Annotated in this window: 26 protein-coding genes, 1 tRNA gene and 1 pseudogene; 11 read left to right on the top strand and 17 right to left on the bottom strand. The window is 63.7% G+C overall.

All coding sequences use genetic code 11. The features are described 5' to 3' along the window. Positions 1-41: 41 nt before the first annotated feature. From M2S36_RS11380 to M2S36_RS11370, 3 genes are all read right to left on the bottom strand, one after another. Complete coding sequence (locus M2S36_RS11380) at positions 42-1,199, bottom strand: MFS transporter (protein ID WP_233688084.1); 1,158 nt, start codon at positions 1,197-1,199, stop codon at positions 42-44. Positions 1,200-1,282: 83 nt separating this feature from the next. Continuing rightward, on the bottom strand, positions 1,283-1,420 hold the full coding sequence (locus M2S36_RS11375; RefSeq protein WP_233688085.1) for a hypothetical protein: 138 nt from the start codon (positions 1,418-1,420) through the stop codon (positions 1,283-1,285). Between the two features lie 199 nt (positions 1,421-1,619). Beyond that, positions 1,620-2,834: an MFS transporter gene (locus M2S36_RS11370; RefSeq protein ID WP_233693828.1), complete on the bottom strand. Its 1,215-nt coding sequence runs from the start codon at positions 2,832-2,834 to the stop codon at positions 1,620-1,622. 181 nt (positions 2,835-3,015) lie between these two features. Here M2S36_RS11370 and M2S36_RS11365 point away from each other — a divergent pair. Continuing rightward, positions 3,016-3,609: pseudogene (locus tag M2S36_RS11365) on the top strand (FecR family protein); the annotation flags it as partial. 103 nt (positions 3,610-3,712) lie between these two features. Continuing rightward, positions 3,713-3,789: transfer RNA gene (locus M2S36_RS11360), tRNA-Met, on the top strand. Positions 3,790-3,872: 83 nt separating this feature from the next. Here the strand turns inward: M2S36_RS11360 and M2S36_RS11355 are convergent. Then, positions 3,873-4,487, bottom strand: a complete 615-nt coding sequence (locus tag M2S36_RS11355; protein WP_207832355.1) for a LysE family translocator — start codon at positions 4,485-4,487, stop codon at positions 3,873-3,875. A 245-nt stretch (positions 4,488-4,732) separates the two neighbouring features. Here M2S36_RS11355 and M2S36_RS11350 point away from each other — a divergent pair, with 245 nt between their 5' ends. Beyond that, complete coding sequence (locus tag M2S36_RS11350) at positions 4,733-5,650, top strand: LysR substrate-binding domain-containing protein (protein ID WP_333957177.1); 918 nt, start codon at positions 4,733-4,735, stop codon at positions 5,648-5,650. Here the strand turns inward: M2S36_RS11350 and M2S36_RS11345 are convergent. Further along, the gene (locus tag M2S36_RS11345) at positions 5,590-6,171 is read right to left on the bottom strand and encodes a D-Ala-D-Ala carboxypeptidase family metallohydrolase (RefSeq protein WP_333957176.1); all 582 of its coding nucleotides are present in this window, start codon (positions 6,169-6,171) and stop codon (positions 5,590-5,592) included. The genes M2S36_RS11350 and M2S36_RS11345 overlap by 61 nt on opposite strands. 67 nt (positions 6,172-6,238) lie before the next feature. Between M2S36_RS11345 and M2S36_RS11340 the strand changes: the two genes are divergently transcribed. Beyond that, positions 6,239-7,396, top strand: a complete 1,158-nt coding sequence (locus M2S36_RS11340) for a hypothetical protein (RefSeq protein ID WP_207832350.1) — start codon at positions 6,239-6,241, stop codon at positions 7,394-7,396. 54 nt (positions 7,397-7,450) lie between these two features. Here M2S36_RS11340 and rimI read toward each other — a convergent pair whose 3' ends face one another. Then, on the bottom strand, positions 7,451-7,906 hold the full coding sequence (rimI, locus tag M2S36_RS11335) for a ribosomal protein S18-alanine N-acetyltransferase (protein ID WP_046616794.1): 456 nt from the start codon (positions 7,904-7,906) through the stop codon (positions 7,451-7,453). Further along, positions 7,903-8,688: an energy transducer TonB gene (locus M2S36_RS11330; RefSeq protein ID WP_207832348.1), complete on the bottom strand. Its 786-nt coding sequence runs from the start codon at positions 8,686-8,688 to the stop codon at positions 7,903-7,905. The genes rimI and M2S36_RS11330 overlap by 4 nt, the downstream gene beginning before the upstream one ends. Before the next feature lie 285 nt (positions 8,689-8,973). On the opposite strand from M2S36_RS11330, the gene mksB reads away from it, so the two are divergent. Genes mksB through mksF form a run of 3 tightly spaced genes read left to right on the top strand, consistent with a single transcriptional unit; the run spans position 8,974 to position 13,791 of the window. Beyond that, positions 8,974-10,263, top strand: coding sequence for an Mks condensin complex protein MksB (gene mksB, locus M2S36_RS11325; protein ID WP_024086237.1), 1,290 nt, complete (start codon positions 8,974-8,976; stop codon positions 10,261-10,263). Next, complete coding sequence (mksE, locus tag M2S36_RS11320; RefSeq protein WP_063911191.1) at positions 10,253-10,960, top strand: Mks condensin complex protein MksE; 708 nt, start codon at positions 10,253-10,255, stop codon at positions 10,958-10,960. Before mksB ends, mksE begins: the two co-directional genes overlap by 11 nt. Continuing rightward, positions 10,957-13,791, top strand: a complete 2,835-nt coding sequence (gene mksF / locus M2S36_RS11315; protein WP_063911190.1) for an Mks condensin complex protein MksF — start codon at positions 10,957-10,959, stop codon at positions 13,789-13,791. Before mksE ends, mksF begins: the two co-directional genes overlap by 4 nt. Positions 13,792-13,896: 105 nt before the next feature. Here mksF and M2S36_RS11310 read toward each other — a convergent pair whose 3' ends face one another. The 5 genes from M2S36_RS11310 to rplU form a co-directional block, all read right to left on the bottom strand. After that, entirely contained in the window at positions 13,897-14,358 is a 462-nt protein-coding gene (locus M2S36_RS11310; protein ID WP_233693826.1) for a CreA family protein, read from the bottom strand. Then, positions 14,355-15,473 (bottom strand): glutamate 5-kinase, encoded by a 1,119-nt coding sequence (proB, locus tag M2S36_RS11305; RefSeq protein WP_063911189.1) that lies wholly within the window; start codon positions 15,471-15,473, stop codon positions 14,355-14,357. The genes M2S36_RS11310 and proB overlap by 4 nt, the downstream gene beginning before the upstream one ends. Positions 15,474-15,558: 85 nt before the next feature. Then, complete coding sequence (cgtA, locus tag M2S36_RS11300) at positions 15,559-16,785, bottom strand: Obg family GTPase CgtA (protein WP_333957175.1); 1,227 nt, start codon at positions 16,783-16,785, stop codon at positions 15,559-15,561. A gap of 189 nt (positions 16,786-16,974) precedes the next feature. Beyond that, positions 16,975-17,232 (bottom strand): 50S ribosomal protein L27, encoded by a 258-nt coding sequence (gene rpmA, locus M2S36_RS11295; RefSeq protein WP_046616804.1) that lies wholly within the window; start codon positions 17,230-17,232, stop codon positions 16,975-16,977. Between the two features lie 38 nt (positions 17,233-17,270). Further along, on the bottom strand, positions 17,271-17,585 hold the full coding sequence (gene rplU / locus M2S36_RS11290) for a 50S ribosomal protein L21 (RefSeq protein ID WP_003247466.1): 315 nt from the start codon (positions 17,583-17,585) through the stop codon (positions 17,271-17,273). Positions 17,586-17,829: 244 nt separating this feature from the next. On the opposite strand from rplU, the gene M2S36_RS11285 reads away from it, so the two are divergent. From M2S36_RS11285 to M2S36_RS11275, 3 genes are all read left to right on the top strand, one after another. Then, the gene (locus M2S36_RS11285) at positions 17,830-18,798 is read left to right on the top strand and encodes a polyprenyl synthetase family protein (RefSeq protein WP_207832344.1); all 969 of its coding nucleotides are present in this window, start codon (positions 17,830-17,832) and stop codon (positions 18,796-18,798) included. Positions 18,799-18,981: 183 nt separating this feature from the next. Then, positions 18,982-19,323, top strand: coding sequence for a zinc ribbon domain-containing protein YjdM (locus tag M2S36_RS11280; RefSeq protein ID WP_009686103.1), 342 nt, complete (start codon positions 18,982-18,984; stop codon positions 19,321-19,323). 83 nt (positions 19,324-19,406) lie between these two features. Continuing rightward, positions 19,407-19,652 (top strand): PA4570 family protein, encoded by a 246-nt coding sequence (locus tag M2S36_RS11275; protein ID WP_207832342.1) that lies wholly within the window; start codon positions 19,407-19,409, stop codon positions 19,650-19,652. A gap of 127 nt (positions 19,653-19,779) precedes the next feature. Here the strand turns inward: M2S36_RS11275 and M2S36_RS11270 are convergent, their stop codons facing one another. The 5 genes from M2S36_RS11270 to M2S36_RS11250 all read right to left on the bottom strand — a co-directional run bounded on the left by M2S36_RS11270 (position 19,780) and on the right by M2S36_RS11250 (position 24,477). Continuing rightward, positions 19,780-20,397 carry an FKBP-type peptidyl-prolyl cis-trans isomerase gene (locus M2S36_RS11270; protein WP_025337633.1) on the bottom strand — a complete coding sequence of 206 codons (618 nt, stop codon included), beginning with the start codon at positions 20,395-20,397 and terminating at the stop codon, positions 19,780-19,782. A gap of 85 nt (positions 20,398-20,482) precedes the next feature. Beyond that, entirely contained in the window at positions 20,483-20,788 is a 306-nt protein-coding gene (locus tag M2S36_RS11265; protein ID WP_013970818.1) for a DUF6482 family protein, read from the bottom strand. Positions 20,789-20,946: 158 nt separating this feature from the next. Then, positions 20,947-21,435, bottom strand: a complete 489-nt coding sequence (locus M2S36_RS11260) for a TIGR00645 family protein (RefSeq protein WP_003247486.1) — start codon at positions 21,433-21,435, stop codon at positions 20,947-20,949. Between the two features lie 103 nt (positions 21,436-21,538). Then, positions 21,539-21,877 carry a PA4575 family protein gene (locus tag M2S36_RS11255; RefSeq protein ID WP_003247487.1) on the bottom strand — a complete coding sequence of 113 codons (339 nt, stop codon included), beginning with the start codon at positions 21,875-21,877 and terminating at the stop codon, positions 21,539-21,541. A gap of 161 nt (positions 21,878-22,038) precedes the next feature. Then, on the bottom strand, positions 22,039-24,477 hold the full coding sequence (locus M2S36_RS11250) for a Lon protease family protein (protein WP_063911185.1): 2,439 nt from the start codon (positions 24,475-24,477) through the stop codon (positions 22,039-22,041). 253 nt (positions 24,478-24,730) lie between these two features. On the opposite strand from M2S36_RS11250, the gene M2S36_RS11245 reads away from it, so the two are divergent. Then, a complete protein-coding gene (locus M2S36_RS11245) occupies positions 24,731-25,219 on the top strand; it encodes a DUF3015 domain-containing protein (protein WP_063911184.1) in 489 nt (162 codons plus the stop codon). Positions 25,220-25,236: the final 17 nt, after the last annotated feature.

Below are 25,236 nucleotides of genomic sequence, written 5' to 3'. Positions count from 1 at the left end.
ATCGGGCAAACGCCGGTTCTTGCGCAACCAATTCCTGACCGTCAGTCGGCAATCATCCGCAACCGCCCCGCGCGCCGGTAGGACTGCCGGGCAAAGCACACGAACAACCCGGCCATCAGCGCCAGTGCGATGGGCAGACCATGCGGCGCCACATCCATCGCCGCACCGCTCACCAGCGGCCCGACCAGGCTACCCACGCCCCACAGCAGCCCCACGCTGGCATTGGCGGTGACCAGGTCCTGGCCCTTGAAGCGCTGCCCGATCAGCACCAGCGCCAGGGTGTAGATACCCCCTGCCACTGCGCCCAGCAGCACCAGCAGCGGCCACAGCAGCCAGGTCATGTTCAGCAGCCAGGGCAGGCCGATACCGATCGCCATCGCCAGCAGCCCGCATACCAGGTGCAACCCGGTGCGCTCCACCCGGTCGGCCAACCAGCCGAGCGGCAACTGGAACACCATGTCGCCGGCAAACACCACGGTCACCATCAGCGCCGCCACACCCACGGCAAAGCCATGGCTGGTGGCATACACCGGCAGCAGCGACAGCACCACGGCATCGAAGAACGAGAAGAACAGCACCGCCACGCACAACGCCGGCGCCACGCGGAAGAAACCGGCCAGGCCGAAGCTCTTTTCACCCTCTTCATGTTCCACATGGTCGTTGGGCACGGTCAGCACGATGCACAGCAGCGCCAGGCCATAGCAGGCGGTGACCACAGCGGTGATCCATGGGCTGTCGGCGCCCAGCACCGCCAGCATGGCCGGGCCGAGCACCTGGAAACCGGTAAAGCTGGTGGCGTACAGGGCCATGATCTTGCCGCGGTTGTGCTCCGGGCACAGCTCGTTGACCCACGACTCGCCGAGGATGATGGCGATCCCCATGCCCAGCCCCAGGCCCAGGCGCAACAGCGCCAGCAGCCACAGCGAGCCGAACGACGACTCGAGCAAGGCAATGCTGAGCGTGCACAGGCTGAAGCACAGCAGGTAGATGGTGCGCCGGGTGAGGTGGCGACAGCAGGCGTCGACCAGGAACGCCGAGAGCATCATGCCCGCGGCGGGTATGGCCGAGATGATGCCGATTTCCAGGGTACTTGCACCGGCCTCATGCAGGCGCAACGACACCAGCGGCAGGCTGGCCCCCAAACTGAAACCCACGACCGAAACGGCGAACAACAAGCCCGCCAGCAAACGCATGTTCATGTACCACTCCTTGCAGACCGAAAAGACGTGCAGACACAGGCGCGCACGCCAGGGCGGCGAGCGACGCGTAAGCGCAGATCAGTTCAGGCGAGGTGTGGCGAGAAGGTGAAGGCAAACAGCACGCTGCGGCGACGCTTGAGCACCGTGTCGCTCGGCCACGCACGACGCAGGGCCTGGAGGGCCGGCTGGCGGGTGTTTGGCAGGGACTGGGTACGGCACATTGCTTTGGCTACTACGCAGGTGGTCTGGAAAGAGGCGGCACTCTAGGCCAAGGGTGTCAGGCCGTCAATCGTCGGGGGCCGCTGCGCCCCGTCGCCGGCAAGCCAGACTCCTACAGGGACTGCGCATGGCTTGAGGCCGATGTGGTCGAGGTGGGGAGCTGGCTTGCCGGCGATGGGCTGCAAAGCAGCCCCGGCAATATCAGCGCTTACCGGTACTCGGCAAGAACACCGCCAACACGCCGAACAACGGCAGGAACGAGCACAGCCCATACACATATTCGATACCGCGCAGGTCTGCCACATACCCCAGCAGCGCCGCGCCAATACCGCCAAAACCGAACATCAGCCCGAAGAAGATCCCGGCAATCATGCCCACGCTGCCCGGCACCAGCTCCTGCGCATACACCACGATCGCGGAAAACGCCGAGGCCAGGATAAAGCCGATCACCACGCTCAACACCGTGGTCCAGAACAGGTCGGCATACGGCAGCACCAGGGTGAACGGCGCCACGCCAAGGATCGAGAACCAGATCACCGCCTTGCGCCCGATCCGGTCACCGATCGGTCCGCCGAAGAAGGTTCCTGCCGCCACCGCACCGAGGAACAGGAACAGGTGCAGCTGCGAACTGGCCACCGACACATCGAACTTCTCGATCAGGTAGAAAGTGAAGTAGCTGGTGAAGCTGGCCATGTAGAAGTACTTGGAGAACACCAGCAGGCCCAGCACGATCAGCGCCACGATCACCCGCCCGCGGGAAATGCCGTGGGTCGCCTGCACTGCCTTGCGCGCCTTGGCCTGGTTGAGGTGCTCCTTGTACCAGCCACGCAGCATCAGGGTGACGCCGAGGAAGAACAGCGCAGCCAGGCCGAACCAGGCCACGTGGCTCTGGCCGAACGGAATGACAATGGCCGCCGCCAGCAACGGGCCCAGGGCCGAGCCGGTGTTGCCGCCGACCTGGAAGGTCGACTGGGCCAGGCCGAAGCGCCCACCCGAGGCCAGGCGCGCGATACGCGAGGTCTCCGGGTGGAAGGTCGACGAGCCGATACCCACCAGCGCCGAGGCCAGCAGAATCATCGGGAAGCTGCCGACGAAGGCCAGCATCACGATACCCACCAGGGTGCACAGGGTACCCAGCGGCAACAGGTTCGGTGCCGGGCGGCGATCAGTGAAGAAGCCGACCCAAGGCTGCAGCAGCGAAGCGGTGATCTGGAACGTCAGGGTGATCATGCCGATCTGGGCGAAACTCAGGTCGTAGTTGGCCTTGAGCATCGGGTAGATCGCCGGCAGCACCGACTGGATCAGGTCATTGATCAGGTGCGCCAGGGCGCAGAAACCGATGATGCGCATCACCAGCGGCGTGGCTTGGCTCGACGCCGCACTGGTGGGCGCCGTGGAGGCGCTACTGATAGCCATGTGCCGACTCTCCATCCGTAGTTTGGGATCCGATTATCGGGAAACGAATAGATACTTAGCTAACTTTTTTATTCATCTGTCGCAGCGCACTTGTAAATGCTTCTCAATATAATTAGCATCATCGGCCCATTCCCCTGTCATCGTTGGGCGAAACGGCCCCTATCGCGAGCAGACCGAATTCATGAGCCCGATGCCCGCCAGGCAATTGCAGCCGCCGACCACTCGCCCCCGCCCGCGCCAGATCAATGCGCGCCGCAGCCACTTGGGCAAATGGCTGGCGCTGCTGTTCCTGCTGGGGCTGGGCGCTGCCGCATACCTGTACTGGCCGCTGATGCAGCGCCTGGGCAGCCAATTGCATACCGATGCAGGTGAACTTCGCAGCCTGCGCCTGGCCGATGGCACCACTCTGCACCTGGATAGCGCCAGCGCGATGAACGCCGACCTGCGCGGCAGTACACGCGAACTACAACTGGTGCAGGGCCAGGTGTACCTGGAAGTGATGCTCGACGGCCGGGCCATGGAGGTGACAGTGGGCGATGCGCGCATTCAGGTGTTCGGTACCCGCCTGCAGGTCGCCCGCCATGCAGGCCATGACGAACTGGTGGTGCTCAGTGGCCAGGCAATGGTTATCCAGGGCGGCGAACAGCGCTTGGTGTCGGCGGGCGAGCGGGTAACCTTCGATGGCTCGCGTATCGGCCCGGTGCGCAAAGCCGACCTCAAGGCCGTCGGCAGCTGGCGCAACGGGCACCTGAAAGCCAGCGACATGCCGTTGGGCCACGCAGAAAGCGGGCCTGGCCGCTAAGTTTTTGAAAGCGTGCAAATTTTTTTTGAAATGAGTGTTGACAGGGGGGCCGTTCAAGAGAATAATGCGCGCCATCGGCTACATAGCTCAGTTGGTTAGAGCATAGCATTCATAATGCTGGGGTCCGGGGTTCAAGTCCCTGTGTAGCCACCAAACAAGACAAAGGGCTTACCGCAAGGTAGGCCCTTTTTCTTTGCCTGCGAAAAATACCACAGGCCTGCCCTCTTTCTCCCGCCTCAACGCATGCCGGTAACAGCCACGGCCAGGCCAAGCCCTATCAGCGCCACACCGATCACCCGGTCCACCAGCATCTGCCGCTCGATCATCGCCTTGCGCAATGCCGTGCTGGAGAAGAACACCGCCACCAGGCTGAACCACAGCCAGTGAGCAACGGACATGAAAGCGCCGTAGGCAAAATCCAGCACCAGCGGGCTACCGGGCTTCACCACCTGGGTGAAGGCGCTGATGACGAACAGCATGGTCTTGGGGTTGAAGGCGTTGGTCAGAAAGCCCGTGCGCAGGGCCTGCGTCACGCTGGCGGCGGATGCAGCGCCCCCGTCTAGGCTGATGCGCCGGGTGTTGGTGAGCGACTGGTAGCCCAGATAAACCAGGTAACCCGCGCCTAGCACTTTCATGCCCAGGAACAAGGCCGGGCTCTGGCTGATGATCACCGCGATGCCCAGCACCGTGTACAGGACATGCACCTGCACCCCCAATGCAATGCCCACGGCGGCAGCCAGCCCGGCCTTGCGGCCTTGTGCATAACTACTGCGGGTGACCATGGCGAAGTCGGCACCAGGGCTGATGACGGCGAGCAGGGTGAACAGGGCGACGGCGATGAGTTCGGTCATGCTGGTGGCTCTCGATAGGCGATGGAAATGCACAGACCACGCAATTATCGAGAGCTTATAGCCCGGGAAAAATCGATTTATAGTGAAGCAAATCTGATAGCTTTCCTCACAGTTATATAGAACCTGTGCCGGCCTCTCGCGGGTAAACCCGCTCCCACAGGTGATGCGCCGCCCTCAGGTTCGGAGAAGTTCCTGTGGGAGCGGGTTTACCCGCGAAGAGGCCGGTACAGGTAACCAGGGATGCCATGAAACTGCCTCCACTCAACGCCTTCCGCTACTTCGACATCGCCGCCAAAACCGAGAGTTTCGTGCGCGCCGCCGAGCACCTGCACGTCACCCACGGCGCGGTCAGCCGCCAGGTGCGCCTGCTTGAAGAAAGCCTTGGCGTGGAGCTGTTCGAGCGCCGCAACCGGGCCATTTTCCTCACCCCTGCCGGTCGCGCCTTGCAGGGCACCACCCAGGCGATATTCGAGCAGCTCGAAGGCGCCGTGCAGCGTTTGCAGCAACAGGCCCGCGACAACGTGCTGGTGCTGTCGTGCGAACCGACCATTGCCATGCGCTGGCTGATCCCCCGCCTGCCCCGCTTCCATGCCGCCCACCCCGACCTGCAGTTGCACCTGGTGGCCGCAGGCGGGCCCCTGGACTTCGCCCGCAGCGGTGTCGACCTGGCAATTCGCCGCGACGACTTCCACTGGGACAAGCAGCTGTACAACCAGAAAATCTGCGACGAATGGATCGGCCCGGTGTGTCACCCCACCTCCCCCATCCAGCTTGAAGGCCAACGCCTGCTGCACAGCGCCACCCGCCCCGGGGCCTGGCCCACCTGGCTGCGCCTGAGCGGCCAGCAGGCTCGGCACACCGAGCGCAGCGACTTCGAGCATTTCTACCTGTCGATTCAGGCTGCCAGCGCCGGCCTGGGCCTGGCCATGGCCTCAGCCCTGATGGTGCGTGACGAACTCGACAGCGGGCAGTTGCAGGCGCCATTCGGCTTTGTACGCGACGGCTCGGCCTACCACCTGCTCAGCCCGCAGCCCTTGGAAGACGGCGGCAAGCGCCAGCGCTTCGCCGCATGGGTGATGGGCGAATGCCGGGGCTGCCTGGCTCATCTGGGCTTGATACAGAACGACGAACCCGAACGGCCATCACCACCCCAGGTGCGGTAACCCGCGGTATCTACATGAATACGCCCGGACGGATAGCGCCCCAGGCCCATGTTCCAGGCCTGGCCATACTGCTGCCAGAAACGGCACAGCGGGTTGGGGTCCGCCCAGGCGGGTAGCAGGATATCGACGGCGAAGGCACGGGTGTGGGCGCTGTTGGCTGCCCCGCCGGCGCAGACGTTCAGGCGTGGGTCGCGGTAGGCCGAAACCACCTCGAACTGGCGCAGGATGCCCTGGTCGTCGAGCGTCTTGATCAGCGAGAGCGTCGAGCGCACTGCAGGCCAGTTGCTGGCAGGTGGCACGGCGAAGGGTGACGCGTGGCACAGCTTCCAGTCCGAGGCCGAACGCAGCAACTGATGGATCGGTACCACGCCATACAGGCGCGCATCCACCAGCATCTCGCGAAACGGCCGGGTCTGATGGTCCCCGGCCCATTGCGCGAACAACCACAGATCACGCTCATCGGCCTGCGCTGCAGCACACAGCATGCCCAGTGCCAGCGCCAACCATCCAGCCCTTTTCATCCCTGCTCTCCCTGCCACAGTATGTGCAACACTGCCGAACACGGCAGCGCCCAACAAGGAGTTAAGCATGCACAAGATTGCCTTACCGAGCCTCGCCGCCCTGGCCTTCAGCGGCCTTGCCGCCGCCGACGCGCGCATCGACCTGGGCGACGCCCAGCGCGTTACCCGCCTCTTCGCCTTCCCCAACAACTGCCACGTGATCTGTTATCGCGACTGGACCCTGGAGCAAACCGTCGAACACTACCTGACCCAGAGCGTACGCCGCGACGGCCATGCCGCCGCCCAGGTGCATGTAAGCCGCGACAATGACCGCCTGCACGCAACCATCAGTGGTGTACCCGCCAGCTATGCCAAGCCGCTGCGCAAGCTGCTCGACAGCGGTGAACTGGCCTATCAGGGGGCCACCCGGCTGAACAAGGACGGCAAATGGTCCTACGACTGGTACCTGTTCCTGCCACTGGGCATGGCCCTGCAGAACCGCCGCAGTATCGAACTGCTGCACTTCCCGCCGGACTACTCACTGACCCAGGCCCAGGACTACCTGCGCTCCAACACCACCGACCGCTGGGCCGAGCTGCTGACATTCAACGGCGTCGACGCCAGCCAGACCCCGGCCTACCAGACCATCATCGATATCGCCCCCATCGCCGCACCGGCCAGCGCGGGCGAAGCGCTGAAGGACACCTACAGCTACTTCAAGGACTACCAGCTGCGCATGGTCAGCGAGATGACCCTGCAGAACCCCGCCAGGCCCCTGCCGATGGTGGCCTTCGGCGCGCCGGTACGCAGCTGGATCCAGCAACAGTACGGGCCGCAGGTGGATGTGCTGGGCCTGGTCAGCATCAGCCCGCAGCCAGGGGCCAAGGTGCCGGTGCTGGGCGCCAACCACCCCAGCGCCATCTGGTATGCGGCGAACAAGGACAGCCACGGTGGCAACGAGGATGCAGCCAATGCCGCCGGCTTGAAAATGATGGGGCAGGACCTGACCGCGGCATGCTGGCAGGCGGGGATGGGGCGCAATCAACGGGCCGATGCCAAGCTGACGCTGGACGCCTGCTCGACCAAGTGGCAGGTGACGCAGAAGAAACAGACCTGCGAGCTGTTCTTCCGCACCGTGCGCAAGTACACGCCAGAGCAGGCGGCAGCCAAATGCAATACCGGCAGCGTGACCCGAAGCCTGCGCGACCTGGCCAAGCCGATAGAGGCTCAGCCGCAGGACCTGTGACCGGCATACCGTCTCTTCGCGGGTACGCCCGCGAAGGGGCCCGTGCAGGCCTGCTCAGTCTTCGAGCAGGGTACAGGCCATCACCAGCGCATCCTCGCGGCCGCCGGCAACCGGGTAATAGTCGCGGCGGCGGCCGATTTCGTTGAAGCCGTAGCGCTCGTACAAGCGGTAGGCCGACTGGTTGCTGGCGCGCACTTCCAGGAAGCATTCGCGGCCATTGAGCTGGTAGGCCCGGGCCATCAGGTGTTCGAGCAGACGCAGGCCCAGCCCGCGGCCCTGGTTTTCCGGTTTGACGGTAATGTTGAGCAGATGTGCCTCGTCGATGATCACGTTGATCACGCCATGGCCCACTTGCTGCTGACCGTCGAACATCAGCCAGACTTCGTACGATTTGAGCGCATCCTGAAAGATACCTCGGGTCCAGGGATGACTGAACGCGGCATATTCGATCTTAAGTACGGCATCCAGATCCGCCTCGGTCATCGGGCGGAAACTGATCGAGTCACTCATTCAACGCTCTTCCAGCGCGCCATCAGCTGGCGCATGGCTTTCCAGACGTCCGCCTTGCGCTGCGGCTCGTCCATCAACAGTTCAAGGCCCGGCAAGGCCCAGGCTTCGCCCAGGCCCTCGAGCTTCAGGGTTTGGTAATAGGCATCGCCATCGGCATTGGCGGCAAAGCGCAGCGCCGGCAGGCCGATCAGCCACAGGCAGGTGCACGGGGCGTCCTCCAGGCGCGCCTGGACAAAGCCCTGGACGAAATCGCGCGCAGCCTCCGGGCCCTGGTCCATGTTGCCGCGCACCAGCAGCGGCCAGCGCACCGGCTCGCCGATGATCTGCGGGGCATCGGGCAGGCCGGCGGCGCGCAGCATGTCCTTGAGCAGCAGATAGGACGGATCGCGGCTCTGGAACGGCTGGCCGGTGGCCAGTTCAACCAGCAGCAAACAACTGCCAGCGCGCAGCAACTGCAGCGAGAAGCGCGGGGGCGGCACCGGGGCCGGGCGCGGTGGTGCGGCCTGCTCCTCGGTCTCGGCGGGCTTTGCGGCAGGCTTGGGCGCACTGCCCGGGCGCGGAATCTCGATTTTCGGCCGCTCGCCGGAACGGGCCTGGGGGGCGGCGGGCGCCTCGTTGGCAGCCGGTACCGGCCTGACGTCGAAATCGGGGGCCTCGACCGGCGCCACCGGCAGCAGCAGCTCGGGGCGCGACGGTGCAGCGAACGGCAGTTCGGCGCGCGGCAGCCAGTGCACCACTTGCATGGCGGAAAGGTAGGCGCGGCGACGGGGTTCGGTGAGCAAGGGGCGGGTTTCCGAGGGGTGGAGACAATTGACCATTCTAACGCCGTTGGCATTCGAGTGCCGCAACTGGTCGGCGGATTTTTGTTGCCTGTACTGGCCCTTTCGCGGGTGAACCCGCTCCCACAGGGCCTTGTGCAGTACCTGTGGGAGCGGGTTCACCCGCGAAAGGGCCAGTGAATCCCCTACAAGGATGATGGATATCTCTCATTACAGACCAAGGGGTGAAAACCTCCCCCCCGGATGCAGTACAATCGCCCCCTTTTTCTTGGCAACGAGTCGAAGCCAATGATCGAACCCAAGCGCGTCCTGCGCGCCCTAGCCGAACACTGGGCCCTGATCGAGCCGCTGTGCGAGCGATTCGACCAGGGCACCCTGAGCCTGGTCGAATTGCGTCAGCATGTGGCCCGCCAGCAGGTCGAGAGCACCCCGCAGGACATCACCCAGCTGCTCGACGTGTGGATCCGTCTGGATATCCTGGTCCCGGTGGCCAAGAGTCCGAACCGTTTCGAGCTCAACGCGCAGATCCACGACTTCCTCGCCTACCTGCGCCGCGAACACCGGCTGGGCCTGTGCCTGGAGATCGAAGCCTACCTGCGCCACCTGGAACGCCTGGCCGGGCATATCCAGGACGCCTTCGACAACCGCGACAGCGACGACCTGGCGCGCCAGCTGCGCCTGCTCGACATGCGCGTGCGCGATGTACTGAAGAAGCTCGACAACGACGAGCAGGCACTGGTGGCCGTGGCCGAGCGGGCCAAGACCAGCAACCGCCAGATCCCGCTGCGCCAGCGCTATGCCGAAGTACTGGCGACCTGGGACGAGTACGTCGAGCCGATGATCCAGCTGGTCAACGCCGACGGCGCCTTCGAACAGGGTGTACGCAAGGTCGAGACCGTACTGCTGAAGCTGCTGGGTGAACAGGCGCGCCTGGGCCACCTGGTCGACGACGACATGCTGCTGCGCACCCACGCGCGCATCCTGGAAATGCAGACCAGCGCCCAGCTGACCCTGCGCCACGCCCGCGAACTGCTGCTGCCGCTGCGCGAAGAGGCCCGCCGGCACAACGCCGTGACCCGTGGCGCCGCACTGGCCCTGTCGGTGATCCGGCGCAAGGGCATCGACGCCGTGCCGCAAGCGGCCATGCCGATGTTCACCCGCCCGCAAAGCACCTTCCTCGGCAGCGCCAGCCAGGTCGAGGCCTATGTCTACGCCCTGGCCCGCTTCGAGCCCAAGCCGGCGCGCTTCCCCAAGGCCCACAAGACCCAGTCCGGCGCCCTGCCCCGTGCACCGCGCACGGTCAAGGAAATGGCCGAACGCTGCGAACAGGCCCTGCCGCTGCCCGACCTGATGGTCTGGTTGCTGGAGCAGGAACCCGAAGGCGCCACCGACGAGCTGCTGTACTGGTTCTCGCGCCTGTCGCGGGAAAAGCGCTTCAAGCGCGAACGCCTCGACCGCCGCGAGTACATCACCCAGGAACACCTGGTCAGCCTGCGCTCGTTCGCCCTGACCTCCAGCCGCGAAGACGCCGCCAGCGCGCCTACCGAATCCAACGCGAGCCCAGCCCATGCATCTTGATCTTTCCGAACTGTCCCAGCTCGCGCCGATCTTCCGCGAGCTGTTCAAAGGCTTCCACGTCAGCCGCCGCGACCCCGAGCTGTACGCCCAGCTGTCGAACTTCCAGGACCAGTACCGCACCCTGTTCAAGGCCTTGGGCTTCGAACTGGTGTGCGACACCCGTGGCTTCTACTACTTCGTGCCGGACATGACCGCCGCGCAGGTCAACAAGACCGCGCAGCGCCTGTCGCTGTTCACCTTCATCCTGGTCGAACACCTGGCCGACCAGGGCCGCGACCCGATGGCCGTGCTCGATGGCGGCAGCATCGGCCGTGACGAACTGCCCTCGCTGCTGGACAAGTACCGCGACCTGTTCCTGCAGGCCGAAGTGCAGACCGTGGACGAGCTGGAAGAAAAAATCCTGCGCCGCATGACCCAACTCGGCTTCGCCTTCGAGGAAGGCGGCATCTACCGCTTCCTGCCACCGATGCACCGCTTCCTCGACGTGTGCCTGGCCGTGCAGCAGGACCGCGACCTGGCGGCCACCCTGCACAGCGACCTGCCGCTGCCGACCCCGGTACTGGTCGAGGAAGAAAGCCCCGAAGAACTCAACCGCACCGACGACCCGCTCGACCTCAGCCCGTTCGAGGGCGAGGAAAGCGAAGAGCAAGCCCTGGCCCGGGCCATCCGCGAAGAGCAACAGGAGATTGACGCATGAGCCAGGAACGCTACGGCATCCGCCGCTTCGCACTGCTCAACACCGCCGGCTACAGCCTTGGCCTGTTCCCGCTGGAACACCCGCTGTCGGTCTACGGTGCCAACAACCTGGGTAAATCGGCGTCGATCAACGCCCTGCAATTCCCTATCCTGGCGCGCATGTCGGACATGAGCTTCGGCAAGTACAGCCTCGAGCAGTCGCGCCGCTTCTACTTCGCCAGCGACACCTCGTACATTCTCTGCGAGCTGAGCCTGCCCCACGGCCCGCACGTGATCGGCGTGGTTGGCCGCGGCCCGGGCGGCGGTTTCGGCCACCAGTTCTTTGCCTACAAGGGCGAACTGGACCTGGCCCACTACCAGAAGAACGACACCTGCCTGCGCCAGAAAGAGCTGTTCACCAACCTTGAGCGCCTCGGCATCAAGGCCTACGAGCTGAAGCCGGATGAACTGCGTCGTCTGCTGGTCGGCGGCCACACCTCGGTGCCGCTGGACCTGACCATGATCCCGCTGCGCTCGACCAGCGAGCAAAGCCTGAAAACCTTCCGCGCGCTGTTCATCAACCTGCTGCACATGCGCGAAATCACCGCCGCCAAGCTCAAGCAACTGTTCCTCGATGCCTTCGAGCACAGCCTGCGCTCCGGCAGCGTCGACTACATCGCCGCCTGCGAGGAAGCCTTCCGTGACGTGCGCCGCATGGAGCAGGACTACAACGCCCTGGTCGCCGCCGGCCCGCTGGTCGAGGCCCTGGCCGGTGGCGTGGCCCAGCGCGACATCCTGCGCGGCAAGCTGCACCGCATTTCGCCAGTGCTCGACACCCTGCTGGGCACCTGGCAGGAATACGCCATGGCGCGCAAGGAAGAGCTGGTGATCCAGGCCGAGCACTACCGTGGCGAGCAGGACCGCCTGCAGAACGACCAGCGCGGCGGCACCCAGGAGCTGATGCGCCTGGAGCGTGAAATCACCGGTATCCAGCGCTGGCTGGGCGAGCTGTCGGTGCTCAAGCACCGCTTTGCCCTGGTCGATGACGTCAAGGTGCTGGAGCAGCAACTGCTGGCGGCCAAGGACGCCCACGACGAACTGGCCGGTGCCCTGGCCCAGTCGCGGCAGTTCAGCGCCGAAGACCTGGACGAACGCGTGCGCGACCTGGAAAAGCGCCTGAAGCAAGTCAAGCAGCAGCTCGACCACGCCGACAACAACAGCTATGCCCGCCTGCGCGAAGAGTTTTCGCAGCAGGACGTCGACCGCCTTATGCGCCTGTTCAACGGCGCGCTGTTCAGCCTGCCGCTGGGCGACCGTGGCATCGAACTGGACGACAGCGACCTGTGGGTAAAATCGCTGGAAGCGGTGCTCGACGGCTTCAAGGGCGAACGTTTCGAAGCCCCAGGCCTGTCCATCGACCTGTCGCACATCGACCCACCGGCGCTGCAGGCCTTGGCCGACCGTGCCGCCCTGCGCGACCAGAAGGAGCGCCTGGAAAAAGAGCTGAAGCAGCTCAAGACCCAGCAAGCCGTGGCCGCCGACCGCTCCGCCTCCAAGGCGCAGACCGAAGCCCTGTACCAGGAAGTTCTGGACGCGCAGAAAGCGCTGGAAGACTTCCGCCGCAGCGAAACCCTGGCCGCCGAAGAGCCCGAGAAGCTGGAACAGCTGTCGCAGCTGGAAGCCGCCCAGGACGAACTCAAGCGCTCCAGCGACGCCTTCACCGAACGTGTCCAGCAACTGTCGGCCAAGCTGCAGCTGGTCGGCCGGCAGATCGGCGACCTCGAGGCCAAGCAGCGCACCCTGGAAGACGCCCTGCGCCGTCGCCAGCTGCTGCCGGCCGACCTGCCCTACGGCACACCGTACATGGAAGCCATCGACGACTCGATGGACAACCTGCTGCCACTGCTCAACGACTACCAGGACAGCTGGCAGAGCCTGCAGCGGGTGGACAACCAGATCGAGGCGCTGTACGCCCAGGTGCGCCTGAAAGGCGTGGCCAAGTTCGACAGCGAAGACGACATGGAACGCCGCCTGCAGCTGCTGGTGAACGCCTATGCGCACCGCACCGACGAAGCCCTGACCTTGGCCAAGGCCCGCCGCGCCGCGGTCACCGACATCGCCCGGACCCTGCGCAACATCCGCAGCGACTACGACAGCCTCGAGCACCAGCTGGCCCTGTTCAACCGCGAGATCAACAGGCGCCAGGTATCCAACCTGGAGAGCTTCCGCGTGGTGCTGGCGCCGAACAAGGAAGCGCTCAAGCATATCGACCAGATCATCCACAGCGCCGGCCAGTACGAAGAAGGCGAAACCCTGTCGGTGTTCGACCTGACCCAGAGCGCCGAGCAGGACAACAAGAACGAAGAGGCCAAGGAATACCTGGCACGGCTGGTGGCGGCCAACCACAACCAGCTGGGCCTGAAGGACCTGTTCGAGCTGGCGTTCGAGATCACCAAGGTCAACGGCCAGCCGGTGATCCATGCCGACATCGACGGCGCGGCATCCAACGGCACCACCATGACCATCAAGGCGCTGACCAACATGTACCTGTTGCTGCACCTGATGGACCGCGACCTGGCCGGGCGCATCCGCCTGCCGTACTACCTGGACGAAGCGGCGGACATCGACGAACGCAACCAGGCTGCGCTGCTGGAAACCAGCCTGCAGCTGGGCTTCGTGCCGATCCTGGCGAGCGTGAAGCCGCAGGTGTCGGCGCGGGTGGCGATCGACCTGGAAGGTGGTAGCGGGCCGAATGGCATCTACATCGACGAGGCGGACTGGAAGTTCATCAGCCGTCGGGATGAGGTGAAGGCGGTTGTGCGTGAGGATCATCAGGCCGAGGAATTGGCCTGAGGTAATTGGGGCCGCTCCCACAAAGGTCCGGTGTACACCGATCAATGTGGGAGCGGCCTTGTGTCGCGATAGGAGGCCGAAGGCCTCCCAGGATCTGTCAGGCTATCAATGAGCCCAAGGCAGAATCGGAATCGCGGTCACCGCATTCTGCGGGCTGCCTTCGATCATGCGGTCGCTGTACACCAGGTACACCAGCGTATTGCGCTTCTTGTCCAGGAAGCGCACCACCTGCATGGTCTTGAACACCAGCGAGGTGCGTTCCTTGAACACTTCCTCGCCATCCTTCAGCTCACCCTTGAAGTTGATCGGCCCGACCTGACGACAGGCAATCGATGCCTCCGCCCGGTCCTCCGCCAGCCCCAACCCACCCTTCACGCCGCCGGTCTTGGCCCGCGACAGGTAGCAGGTCACGCCCTCGACCTTGGGGTCGTCGAACGCCTCGACCACAATACGGTCGTTCGGCCCGAGGAACTTGAACACGGTGGACACCTGGCCGATTTCCTCAGCCCCGGCCAGCATTGGCAGCACCAGTGCCGCCACACCGAACACGCGCTTGAACAGGCTCATACCAACACCAGATTGTCGCGGTGCACCAGTTCCGGCTCGGCGATATAGCCCAGCACGCTTTCGATGACATCGGATGGTTGGCCGATGATCTTTTGCGCTTCCAGCGCGCTGTAGTTGGCCAGGCCGCGGGCCACTTCAACACCGTCCGGGCCGACGCACACCACCATCTCGCCACGACGGAAGCTGCCCTGTACGGTCTTCACGCCAACCGGCAACAGGCTCTTGTTGGCCTGGCGCAGCGCCTGCACGGCACCGGCATCCAGCACCAGGGTGCCACGGGTCTGCAGGTGGCCAGCCAGCCACTGCTTGCGCGCGGCAAGCATGCCGCGCTCGGGCGACAACAAGGTCCCCAGGCGTTCGCCGGCCTTGAGGCGATCCAGCACGCGCTCGATGCGGCCACCGATGATGATGGTGTGGGCACCGGAACGGGCGGCCAGGCGCGCGGCGCGCAGCTTGGTCTGCATGCCGCCACGACCCAGGGCGCCACCGGTACCGCCGGCCACGGCGTCCAGTGCCGGGTCGTCGGCGCGGGCCTCGTAGATCAGCTGGGCGTCGGGGTTGTTGCGCGGGTCGGCATCGAACATGCCATCGCGGTCGGTGAGGATCACCAACAGGTCAGCCTCGACCAGGTTGGCCACCAGCGCCGCCAGGGTGTCGTTGTCGCCGAAGCGGATCTCGTCGGTGACCACGGTATCGTTCTCGTTGATTACCGGCACCACGCCCAGGTCGACCAGCGTGCGCAGGGTGCTGCGGGCGTTCAGGTAACGCTTGCGGTCGGACAGGTCGTCATGGGTCAGCAGGATCTGCGCGGTGTGCTTGCCGTGCTCGCCGAAGCTCGACTCCCAGGCCTGCACCAGGCGCATCTGGCCGATCGAGGCAGCGGCCTGCAGCTCGTTCATCGCACTCGGTCGCGAGGTCCAGCCAAGCTGGCTCATGCCGGCAGCCACGGCCCCGGAGGAGACCAGTACCAACTCCACGCCTGCCTCACGCAGCGCGACCATCTGCTCGACCCAAACGGCCATGGCACCGCGGTCGAGGCCTTTGCCATCGGCGGTCAGCAGAGCACTGCCAATCTTCACGACCCAGCGCTTGGCGCCCGTCACCTTGCTTCGCATCTTCTTCCAACCTATGTCGAATCTGTAGATACCGTGGATACAAAAACGCCGCTCCAAGGAGCGGCGTTTAGTGTACTGCAACCGGTCAGTCGCGCACGTAAATGATTTCCGGGCCGTCTTCGTCGTCCTCGAAATCATCGTCCCAACCGTCATCATCGCCGATGTCGTGCACGCTCTTGACGCCGGTGCGACGCAGGGTACGGGCGTCGTCCAGGGCCTGCAGCTGGGCACGGGCTTCGTCTTCGATGCGCTGGTCGAGGTCAGCCAGCTCTTCGGCATAGGCCGGGTCGTTGGCCAGGCGGTCGGCGCGGTCTTCGAGGTAGCGCATCAGGTCGTGGCTGAGCTTTTCGGTACCCTGTTTGGAGATGGCCGAGATCACGTACACCGGGCCCTCCCACTGCAGGTGCTCGACCACTTCCTTGACCCGCTCGTCGCGCTCGTCTTCCATGACCATGTCGGCCTTGTTCAGCACCAGCCAGCGCTCACGCTCGGCCAGCGACGGGCTGAAGCGGGTCAGCTCATTGACGATGACTTCGGCGGCATCGGCCGGGCTGCTTTCGTCCAGCGGCGCCATGTCCACCAGATGCAGCAGCACGCGGGTGCGCGCCAGGTGCTTGAGGAAGCGGATACCCAGGCCGGCACCTTCGGAAGCACCTTCGATCAGGCCAGGGATGTCGGCGATGACGAAGCTCTTCCAGCGGTCGACGCTGACCACGCCCAGGTTCGGCACCAGGGTGGTGAACGGGTAGTCGGCCACTTTCGGCTTGGCGGCCGAAACCGAGCGGATGAAGGTGCTCTTGCCGGCATTCGGCAGGCCCAGCAGGCCGACGTCGGCCAGCACTTTCATTTCCATCTTCAGGTCGCGCTGCTCACCCGGCTTGCCAGGGGTGGTCTGGCGCGGCGCACGGTTGGTGCTGGACTTGAAACGGGTGTTGCCCAGACCGTGCCAGCCGCCCTGGGCGACCATCAGCTTCTGGCCAGGGGTGACCAGGTCACCGATCACTTCCTGGGTGGAAGCGTCGATCACGGTGGTGCCGACCGGCACGCGCAGGAACAGGTCGTCGCCTTTCTTGCCGGTGCAGTCGGTGCTGCCACCGTTGGCGCCACGCTGGGCCTCGTGGTGACGGGTGTAGCGATAGTCGACCAGGGTGTTGAGGTTTTCGTCGGCGACCATGTACACCGAGCCACCATCGCCACCGTCACCACCGTTAGGGCCACCGTTCTCGATGAACTTCTCGCGACGGAAGCTCATGCAACCGTTGCCACCATCACCGGCCTTGACCCGAATGGATACTTCGTCAACAAACTTCATTCAAAACCGCCTCTCGCCTGCTGGCGAGTTGAATACCTGAAAAACCTGAGGCTCTTGCAAAACTGAGCGCGGCGGCCCCGTACGACCGAAGAAACCCACGCCGGCAGCCCATACAAACAGCTTTGCAAGAGGCTCACCACAAACGAAAAAGCCCCGTCGCATGACGGGGCTTCTGGAGCGACGTCGCGATTAAGCGGCGACGATGCTCACGTAACGGCGCATGAACTCGCCTTTTTTCTCGAACTTGATCACGCCTTCGATCTTGGCGAACAAGGTGTGATCCTTGCCCATGCCAACACCGTAGCCAGCGTGGAATTCGGTGCCGCGCTGACGGACGATGATGTTGCCTGGCTTGATAGCCTGGCCGCCATACATCTTCACGCCAAGGCGTTTCGATTCTGAGTCGCGACCGTTACGAGTACTACCACCAGCCTTCTTGTGAGCCATGGTTCAATTCTCCAAATAAATTCAGGGGATCTAGGGGATTAAGCCTGGATACCGGTGATTTTGATCTCGGTGAACCACTGGCGGTGGCCCATACGCTTCATGTGGTGCTTACGACGACGGAACTTGATGATGCGAACCTTGTCGTGGCGGCCTTGCGAAACGACTTCGGCCACTACTTTAGCGCCAGCAACAACTGGAGCACCGATGGTGACTTCTTCACCGTTGGCGACCAGCAGGACGCGATCGAAGGTCACGGATTCGCCAGTGGCGACTTCCAGTTTTTCGATCTTGAGGAATTCACCTTCAGCGACTTTGTACTGCTTGCCGCCGGTAACGATTACTGCGTAAGACATGGTATTTCTCCGATAATCCTGCTCACCCAGCGCTTTATATGATGAGTATTGGCTGGCATGGCTGCACAGGGCTGGAACGGCCCGGCGCAATTGCGTAAGGCAGGTGCTGCCCAGGAAGTTAGGGTGCGCGATTGTACGCAACCGCGGTTTTGCTTGCAAGTACCGCCCCCGGCGCACGGGTACCGCGCCTTGACACACCGGGACCCGCGACCTAGCATGCCGCGCAACCTCACTGGAGCAGCCGATGCAACCCCAAACCTTCTACCGTGCGGTGGCTGATGATTTCAGCGCCGTCGACGAGATCATCAAGAAGCAGCTGACCTCGCGCGTGCCGCTGGTATCGAAGATCGGCGACTATATCACGTCCGCCGGTGGCAAACGCCTGCGCCCCCTGCTGGTGCTGCTGTGTGGCAAGGCCCTGGGCCGCGAGGGCGACGACCTGCGCCTGCTGGCTGCCACCATCGAATTCCTGCACACCGCCACCCTGCTGCACGACGACGTGGTCGACATGTCCGGCATGCGCCGCGGCCGCTCCACCGCCAATGCCCTGTGGGGCAACGCGCCGAGCGTGCTGGTGGGCGACTTCCTCTATTCGCGCTCGTTCGAGATGATGGTCGAACTGGGCTCGATGCCGGTCATGCAGATCCTGTCCAAGGCCACCCGCGTGATTGCCGAAGGTGAAGTGCTGCAGCTGTCGCGGGTACGCGACGCCAGCACCACCGAGGAAGTCTATATGGAGGTCATTCGCGGCAAGACCGCGATGCTGTTCGAAGCCTCGACCCACAGCGCCGCCGCGCTGGCCGAAGCCAGCGACGAACAGCGCGAGGCCCTGCGTACCTTCGGTGATCACCTGGGCGTGGCGTTCCAGCTGGTCGACGACCTGCTGGACTACAAGGGCGACTCGCAGACCCTGGGCAAGAACGTCGGTGACGACCTGGCCGAAGGCAAACCCACCCTGCCGCTGATCTACACCATGCGCGAAGGCACCGCCGAACAGGCTGCACTGGTACGCCAGGCGATCCAGAAGGGTGGCCTGGAGGACCTGGAGCAGATTCGCGTGGCGGTCGAAGAGTCGGGTGCGCTGAACTACACGGCGGAGCTGGCGCGTGACTATGTGAAGCGTGCCATCCAGTGCCTGGAAGTGCTGCCGGCCAGCGAATACCGTGATGCACTGGTCGAGCTGAGCGAGTTTGCTGTGGCGCGTACTCACTGACAGATCGAGTCGCCTTCATTCGCGGGTAAACCCGCTCCCACAGGGATATCACAGGCCTCCGGGCCTATGTTGTATCTGGGGGAGCGGGTTTACCCGCGAAGCATTTGTCCGGACATAATCACTTCATCAGAAATACCTCTTACAATGTGGGCTTTCAACCGTCTGTTTGTTTGAGGAACCGAAGTGAGCACTCTGCCACCCTGCCCAAAATGCAACTCCGAATACACCTATGAGGATGGCACTCAGCTGATCTGCCCTGAATGCGCCCACGAGTGGTCGGCCAGCGGCGACGCCGAAGCGGCCAGCGACGAGGTGGTGAAGAAGGACTCGGTCGGCAACATCCTGCAGGACGGCGACACCGTCACCGTGATCAAGGACCTCAAGGTCAAGGGCTCCTCCCTGGTGGTCAAGGTCGGCACCAAGGTCAAGAACATCCGCCTGTGCGATGGCGACCACGACATCGACTGCAAGATCGACGGCATCGGCGCCATGAAGCTGAAGTCCGAGTTCGTGCGTAAAGTCTGATAACGCGAATACCGCCAATTGGCGCTTGCTATTTAGATAATAAGAATTATTCTCATTGGAACCGCTATCCAAGGAGAATAGCCATGACTTATCTGATCGACGCCTGGCTGGACCGCCCTCACCCCTATCTGCGCATCCTTCATCGGGAAACCGGCGAAGTGTGCGCGGTGCTTGAAGAAGACGCGCTCGACGAGCTGCGTGACCAGGGCGACCTGGACATGAGCGGGCTGAATTCGAGTGAGCCGGGGGTGCTCAAGGAGCTGGTGCGCAATCTGTTTCTGTTCTGCTATGCGCGGGCCTTGCGCCCCGGGGGAACGGACTGGAACTGAGGCTGGCAGGGCCGGCCTCTGCGCGGGTGAACCCGCTCCCACAGGGGCCCCACAGCTCTGAAGCATTGTGAGGTCCCTGTGGGGGCGGGTTCACCCGCGAATGGGCCGCAAAGCGGCCCCGAGGGTATTACAGAACGTCGAGCAGCTCGACGTCGAATACCAGCACGCTGTGCGGCGGGATGCTGCCAACGCCTTGGGCGCCGTAGGCCAGCTCGCTCGGCACGTACAGGCGCCACTTGCTGCCAGCGTTCATCAGCTGCAGGGCTTCGGTCCAGCCAGCGATCACACCACCCACCGGGAATTCAGCAGGCTGACCACGGTCGTAGGAGCTGTCGAACACCGTGCCATCGATCAGGGTGCCGTGGTAGTGCGTGCGCACGTTGTCTTCGCGGGTCGGCTTGGCGCCTTCGCCGGCGGTCAGCACTTCGAACTGCAGGCCCGAGGCCAGGGTGGTGATGCCGTCACGCTTGGCGTTCTCGACCAGGAATGCCTTGCCAGCAGCAGCTGCTGCTTCAGCCTTGGCAGCCGCTTCGGCTTGCATCACGTCGCGGATGACCTTGAAGCTGGCCGACAGGTCGGCTTCGCTGACGCGGCTGTCGGCGCCGTTGAAGGCGTCGGTCAGGCCGGCCAGGATGGCTTCCAGGCTGACGCCTGGTGGCGGGTTGTCGCGCAGCTGGCCGCCCAGCTGACGGCCGATGCCGTAGCTGACGCGAGTTTCGTCGGTGGACAGGTTGAGTTCGGACATTGTCGTGCTCCACTGCAGGGCGCAGTGAAGCCGCGCCCTTGATGAAAAGGGCGAGCAGCCTAGCACACTGGGGCGCTGCGAGCAGCTACCAGGCCGAGCGCTGGGAAATCGGCACCTTCAAGTCTTCTTCCGGGTGCGTGCCCATACCGCACATTTCGTCCTGCACCGACCAATGCACCAGGTTCATCGAAACCATGGGGATGGTTTGCAGCAACTTGCGCGCATCCTCCACCGAATGCACGCGCAAGCGTTCACCACGGGTGTCTGACAGGGGATGGGGGTGGCCTTTGATCCGGGCCTCGAGCAGGTAGTCACCGCCTTCGATGGCGATCAGGTTCAGTTCGTCGACATGGCCAGCCCTGGCCTCGGTATTGAGCTGATGCAGGTTCATGAGAGCACCTCGCGATGGGAACCACGCATGAGAGCTCATTTTTTCTACAGAAAGGGAGAATGCACAAGGCATGACTGACGCCGCTCGTCAGTTGGACCGTGCTGGCCTCTTCGCGGGCTTGCCCGCTCCCACAGGGATTGCGAAGAGGCCAGTCAGGCTCAGTGCTTGGTCAGTTTGTCCAGGTAGCCCATGCAGAATGCCGAGACCACAAAGGTCATGTGGATGATCACGTACCACATCAGGTAATCGGTGGAGATGTTCTGCGCGTCCATGAACACCCGCAGCAGGTGGATGGACGAAATGGCCACGATCGACGCGGCAACCTTCATCTTCAGCGACGAAGAATCCATCTTGCCCAGCCAGTTGAGCTTTTCCTTGCTCTCGTCGATGTCCAGTTGCGAGACGAAGTTCTCGTAGCCCGAGATCATCACCATCACCAGCAGGCCACCCACCAGCGACATGTCGATCAGCGACAGGATCACCAGGATCAGGTCGGCTTCGCTCAGGGCGAAGACGTTGGGCAGGACGTGGACCACTTCCTGGAAGAACTTGAGCGCCAGGGCCAGCAGGCCGAGGGACAGGCCGAAGTAGATGGGGGCGAGCAGCCAGCGAGAGGCATACATCGCGTTTTCGAGGATACGTTCCATGGAGGATTGGGACTCATCAGGTGACTAAAAAAGCGACGGCGAGTATAGCCAGCCACCTGTTACAGCAAAAGCCCGGGGGCTGCCATGCAGCCCCCGGCCTCAATCAAGTCTCAGGATGAAACTGGTAATCCCCCAGGTTCCGGCACCGCTCGCCATTGATCCGCCGCAACTGCGCCTGCAGATGCAAACACCAGATCTGCGGATCCTCGGCCACCTGATACCCATGCAAGGTCAGGCTGTCGACAATGGCATTGAGCACCGATTCGGCCACCAGCGGCCCATGGAACGGCCCTTGGGCCTTGATGGCGGAGGGTTGTTCACCGGCCATGCCGGCGGCGAACAGCAGCGTCCACATGCCGTTGTCCCCGGCCAGCGGACGGATGCTGCATTCGATGCGGGTCACCAGGCCCAGGCACTGGCGTGTGAGGCTGAGATTGCGCATGGCCGCGCCCCCTCCAATAAGCCTTGTTCAGCCTGGACCTCAGGCTGTTTCCATCCTGAACGCTAATACCGTCCTTAAGTTCCAGCATAGAAGAACAGTACCGAAAGATGGAAAACCGGCGCTGAACGGTAGCACATCGCCGCCAGCGCCGGTTTCTTGACTCAGGCCGGCTTGGCCTGGGCAATCACCTCTTCCAGGCGTTCCTTCTCCGCCTTCTCGACTTCTTCCTCACTGATCATCTCGGCGATCTCACGCAGGCGCTCCACCACCCTAGCGTTGACGCTGCCTTCAGTGAACTGGCCCTTGTCATCCAGCACCCCGGCCTCCTCGCCCACCAGCAGGCTCAACGCCTCGTCGGCCTGGCTGACCGCATACACGTGGAACATGCCGTTCTCCACCGCCTGCAGCACGCGCTCGTCGAGCATCAGCGTGGCAACGTTGGCACGCGGGATGATCACCCCCTGCTCACCGGTCAGGCCACGCGCCTCGCACAGACGGAAGAAGCCCTCGATCTTCTCGTTGACCCCGCCCACTGCCTGCACTTCACCAAACTGGTTGATCGAGCCGGTAATGGCGAAGCACTGCTTGAGCGGCGTGCGCGACAAGGCCGAGATCAGCGTGCAGGCCTCGCCCAGCGAGGCGCTGTCACCGTCCACATAGCCGTAGGATTGCTCCAGAGCGATGCTCGCCGAGATCGCCAGCGGGAACTCCTGGGCATAGCGGCTGCCCAGGTAACCGGTGAGGATCATCACGCCCTTGGAGTGGATCGGCTGGCCGAGGTTGACCTCACGCTCGATGTCGACGATACCGCTGCCGCCCGGGTACACGGTGGCGGAGATACGCGCCGGCATGCCGAACGCCGAATCCCCCACTTCCAGCACGGTCAGGCCGTTGCACTTGCCGATGGCCGCGCCTTCGGTGTCGATCAGGATGATGCCGGCGAGCATGTCGTCCAGCACCCGCTGCGAAACACGCCCGGTGCGGGTGGCCTTGGCCTTGAGCGCACGCTCGATGTGCCCGGCGTCGGTCATTTCGTCACTGGCCAGCTGGCGGATGAAATCGGCTTCGCTGACCAGTTGGAACAGGTCGCCGATACGGGCCGACAGACGCGACTGGTTTTCTGCCAGACGGGCGCTGTAGGTGGCCAGGCGCGCCACCGCGTCACTGGTCAGTGGCGCCATGCCCTCTTCGTTGGTACGGGTGCGCAACAGCTGGGCAAACTGCTCCAGGTTCTCGTCGACCATGGGCATGTCTTCGTCGAAGTCCACCAGTACCCGGAACATCTCCTGGAAGTCCGGGTCGTGGTCCTGCAGCGCGTAGTACAGCTGGCGCGAACCGATGATGACCAGCTTGATGTTCAGCGGGATCATCTGCGGCGTCAGGCTGACGGTGGCCACCCGGCCCAGCTCGCCCAGTGGCGATTCCATCTTCAACTTGCGCGACTGCAGCGCACGCTTGAGCGCGTCCCATACGAACGGTTCGCCCAGCATCTTCTCGGCTTCCAGAATCAGGAAGCCGCCGTTGGCCCGGTGCAGCGCACCCGGGCGCAGCTGGCGGTACGAGGTGTACAGCGCGCCCTGGTCGGTGCTGTATTCGATACGGCCAAACAGGTTGTCGTAGGTCGGGTGCGGCTCGAACACCACCGGCGCACCGCCGTCGGCGTGGTGGCCGACCACAAGGCTTGGGGCGTACTGCTCTTCCAGCAGCTTGCGCGCGGCGGCGTCGGTCTTGCTGTCGTCGACCAGTTGCTCGACCACGGTACGCAGCAGGTTCAGCTGCACCGACTGCAGGTAGGCACAGACCGCAGCGTTCTCGGCGTACTTTTCCGACAGTGGCGCCAGCAAAGGCTGCAGGGCCAGGGTGATGGTTTCTTCGTTGAGTTGGCGCAGCTGGTTGTTCGACTCGCGTTTCCATTGCGGCAGGCTGGCCAGCTCTTCGTTCAGGCGCTCCTCGAGCAGGGCGATATCCTCGTGGAACTGCTCGCGCACCTCTTCCGGCAACTGGGCGAATTCGGCTTCATCCAGCGCCTTGCCGTCGGCCATCGGGGTGAAGGCAACGTTGCTGGCGTCGCGGTACAGGGCCACGTCCTTTTCCAGCGAGGCGCGCTCGATCACATCCAGGGCGCGGTCGTAACGCTGGTTGAAGGCGCGGTCGATAGCGCCCTTTTTCTGCTGGTACGACGGATGCTCGAACACCGCCGGGAAGGTCGACAACAGGTTGTCGATCAGCCCGTTCATGTCGGCGATGAACGCCCCGGCGCTGCCGGACGGCAATTCCAGCGCGCGCGGCTCGCGGGTGTCATCGAAGTGGTTGACGTAGAGCCAGTCGGCCGGGGTCTGCTGGCGCTTGCCCTCGGCCTTGAGGTAGCGCTTGACGAACGAGAAGCGGCCGGTGCCAGGCTCGCCCATCACGTACACGTTGTAACCGGGGCGCGGCATGGCCACGCCAAACTGCAGGGCCTCGACAGCACGCTCCTGGCCCAGGACTCCGCGAAACGGCTCCAGATCGTCGGTATGGGTAAAAGCAAACTGCTCGGGGGAGAAACGCCGGGTCAGGGCTTCAGGCGCGAGACGCAGGCGCGCAGCGACAGGATCGGGCATTGGGTTTCCTTACTTCGGCGGGGCAGATACGCAGCATTCTGGCGCTGCCCGCGCGCGCCTTGCAAGGCTCCACAAGACTTTATGTCGCAGCCTGAGCGGGACATGTAACAGCAAATTTTTCGCAATCAACAACGCAACTCTTAGATCGTGCCTAAACTCCAAGCTGCGCGGGTGGGTGAAACGCTTTCCCGACCTGGCAACCGAGTTGCCAGAAACCCTGACCCTTGGTTAAGTCAAATAGAGAACAAATGCTATGAAACGGATTCTTCTGGGTACTCTGTTCACCGTGGCCTCACTCAATGCAATGGCCGAAGCGCCAGGCGGCCCGAACTGCGGCTGGGGCAACATGCTGTTCGAAGGCCAGCGCGGCACGCCGGCACACTTCCTGGCTTCCACCACCAACGGCACCTCCGGTAACGCCACCTTCGGCATGACTTCGGGCACCAACGGCTGCTCGACCAAGGCGTCGCTGACCTATGGCGGCAAGTCCTGGTTCGCCATGAACGGCATGATGAATGAACTGTCCGAAGACATGGCCATGGGCCAGGGCGAAGCACTGACCACCTATGCCGTGGTTCTCGGCGTGGCCCCGGAAGACCGCGGCTACTTCGCATCGGTCACCCACCAGCACTTCAACCAGATCTTCAGCAGTGCCGACGTCACTGCCGAAACGGTCCACAGCAACACCCTGGCCGTTCTGAAGAACGACCCACGCCTGGCCAAATACGCTACCGAGGCCTAAGTGCGGTTGCTCCCGCC

Origin of the sequence: Pseudomonas sp. SF2 (assembly GCF_036858055.1) — a bacterium.
Lineage (GTDB): Bacteria > Pseudomonadota > Gammaproteobacteria > Pseudomonadales > Pseudomonadaceae > Aquipseudomonas.
This window is presented reverse-complemented; position numbering and strand designations above follow the sequence as displayed.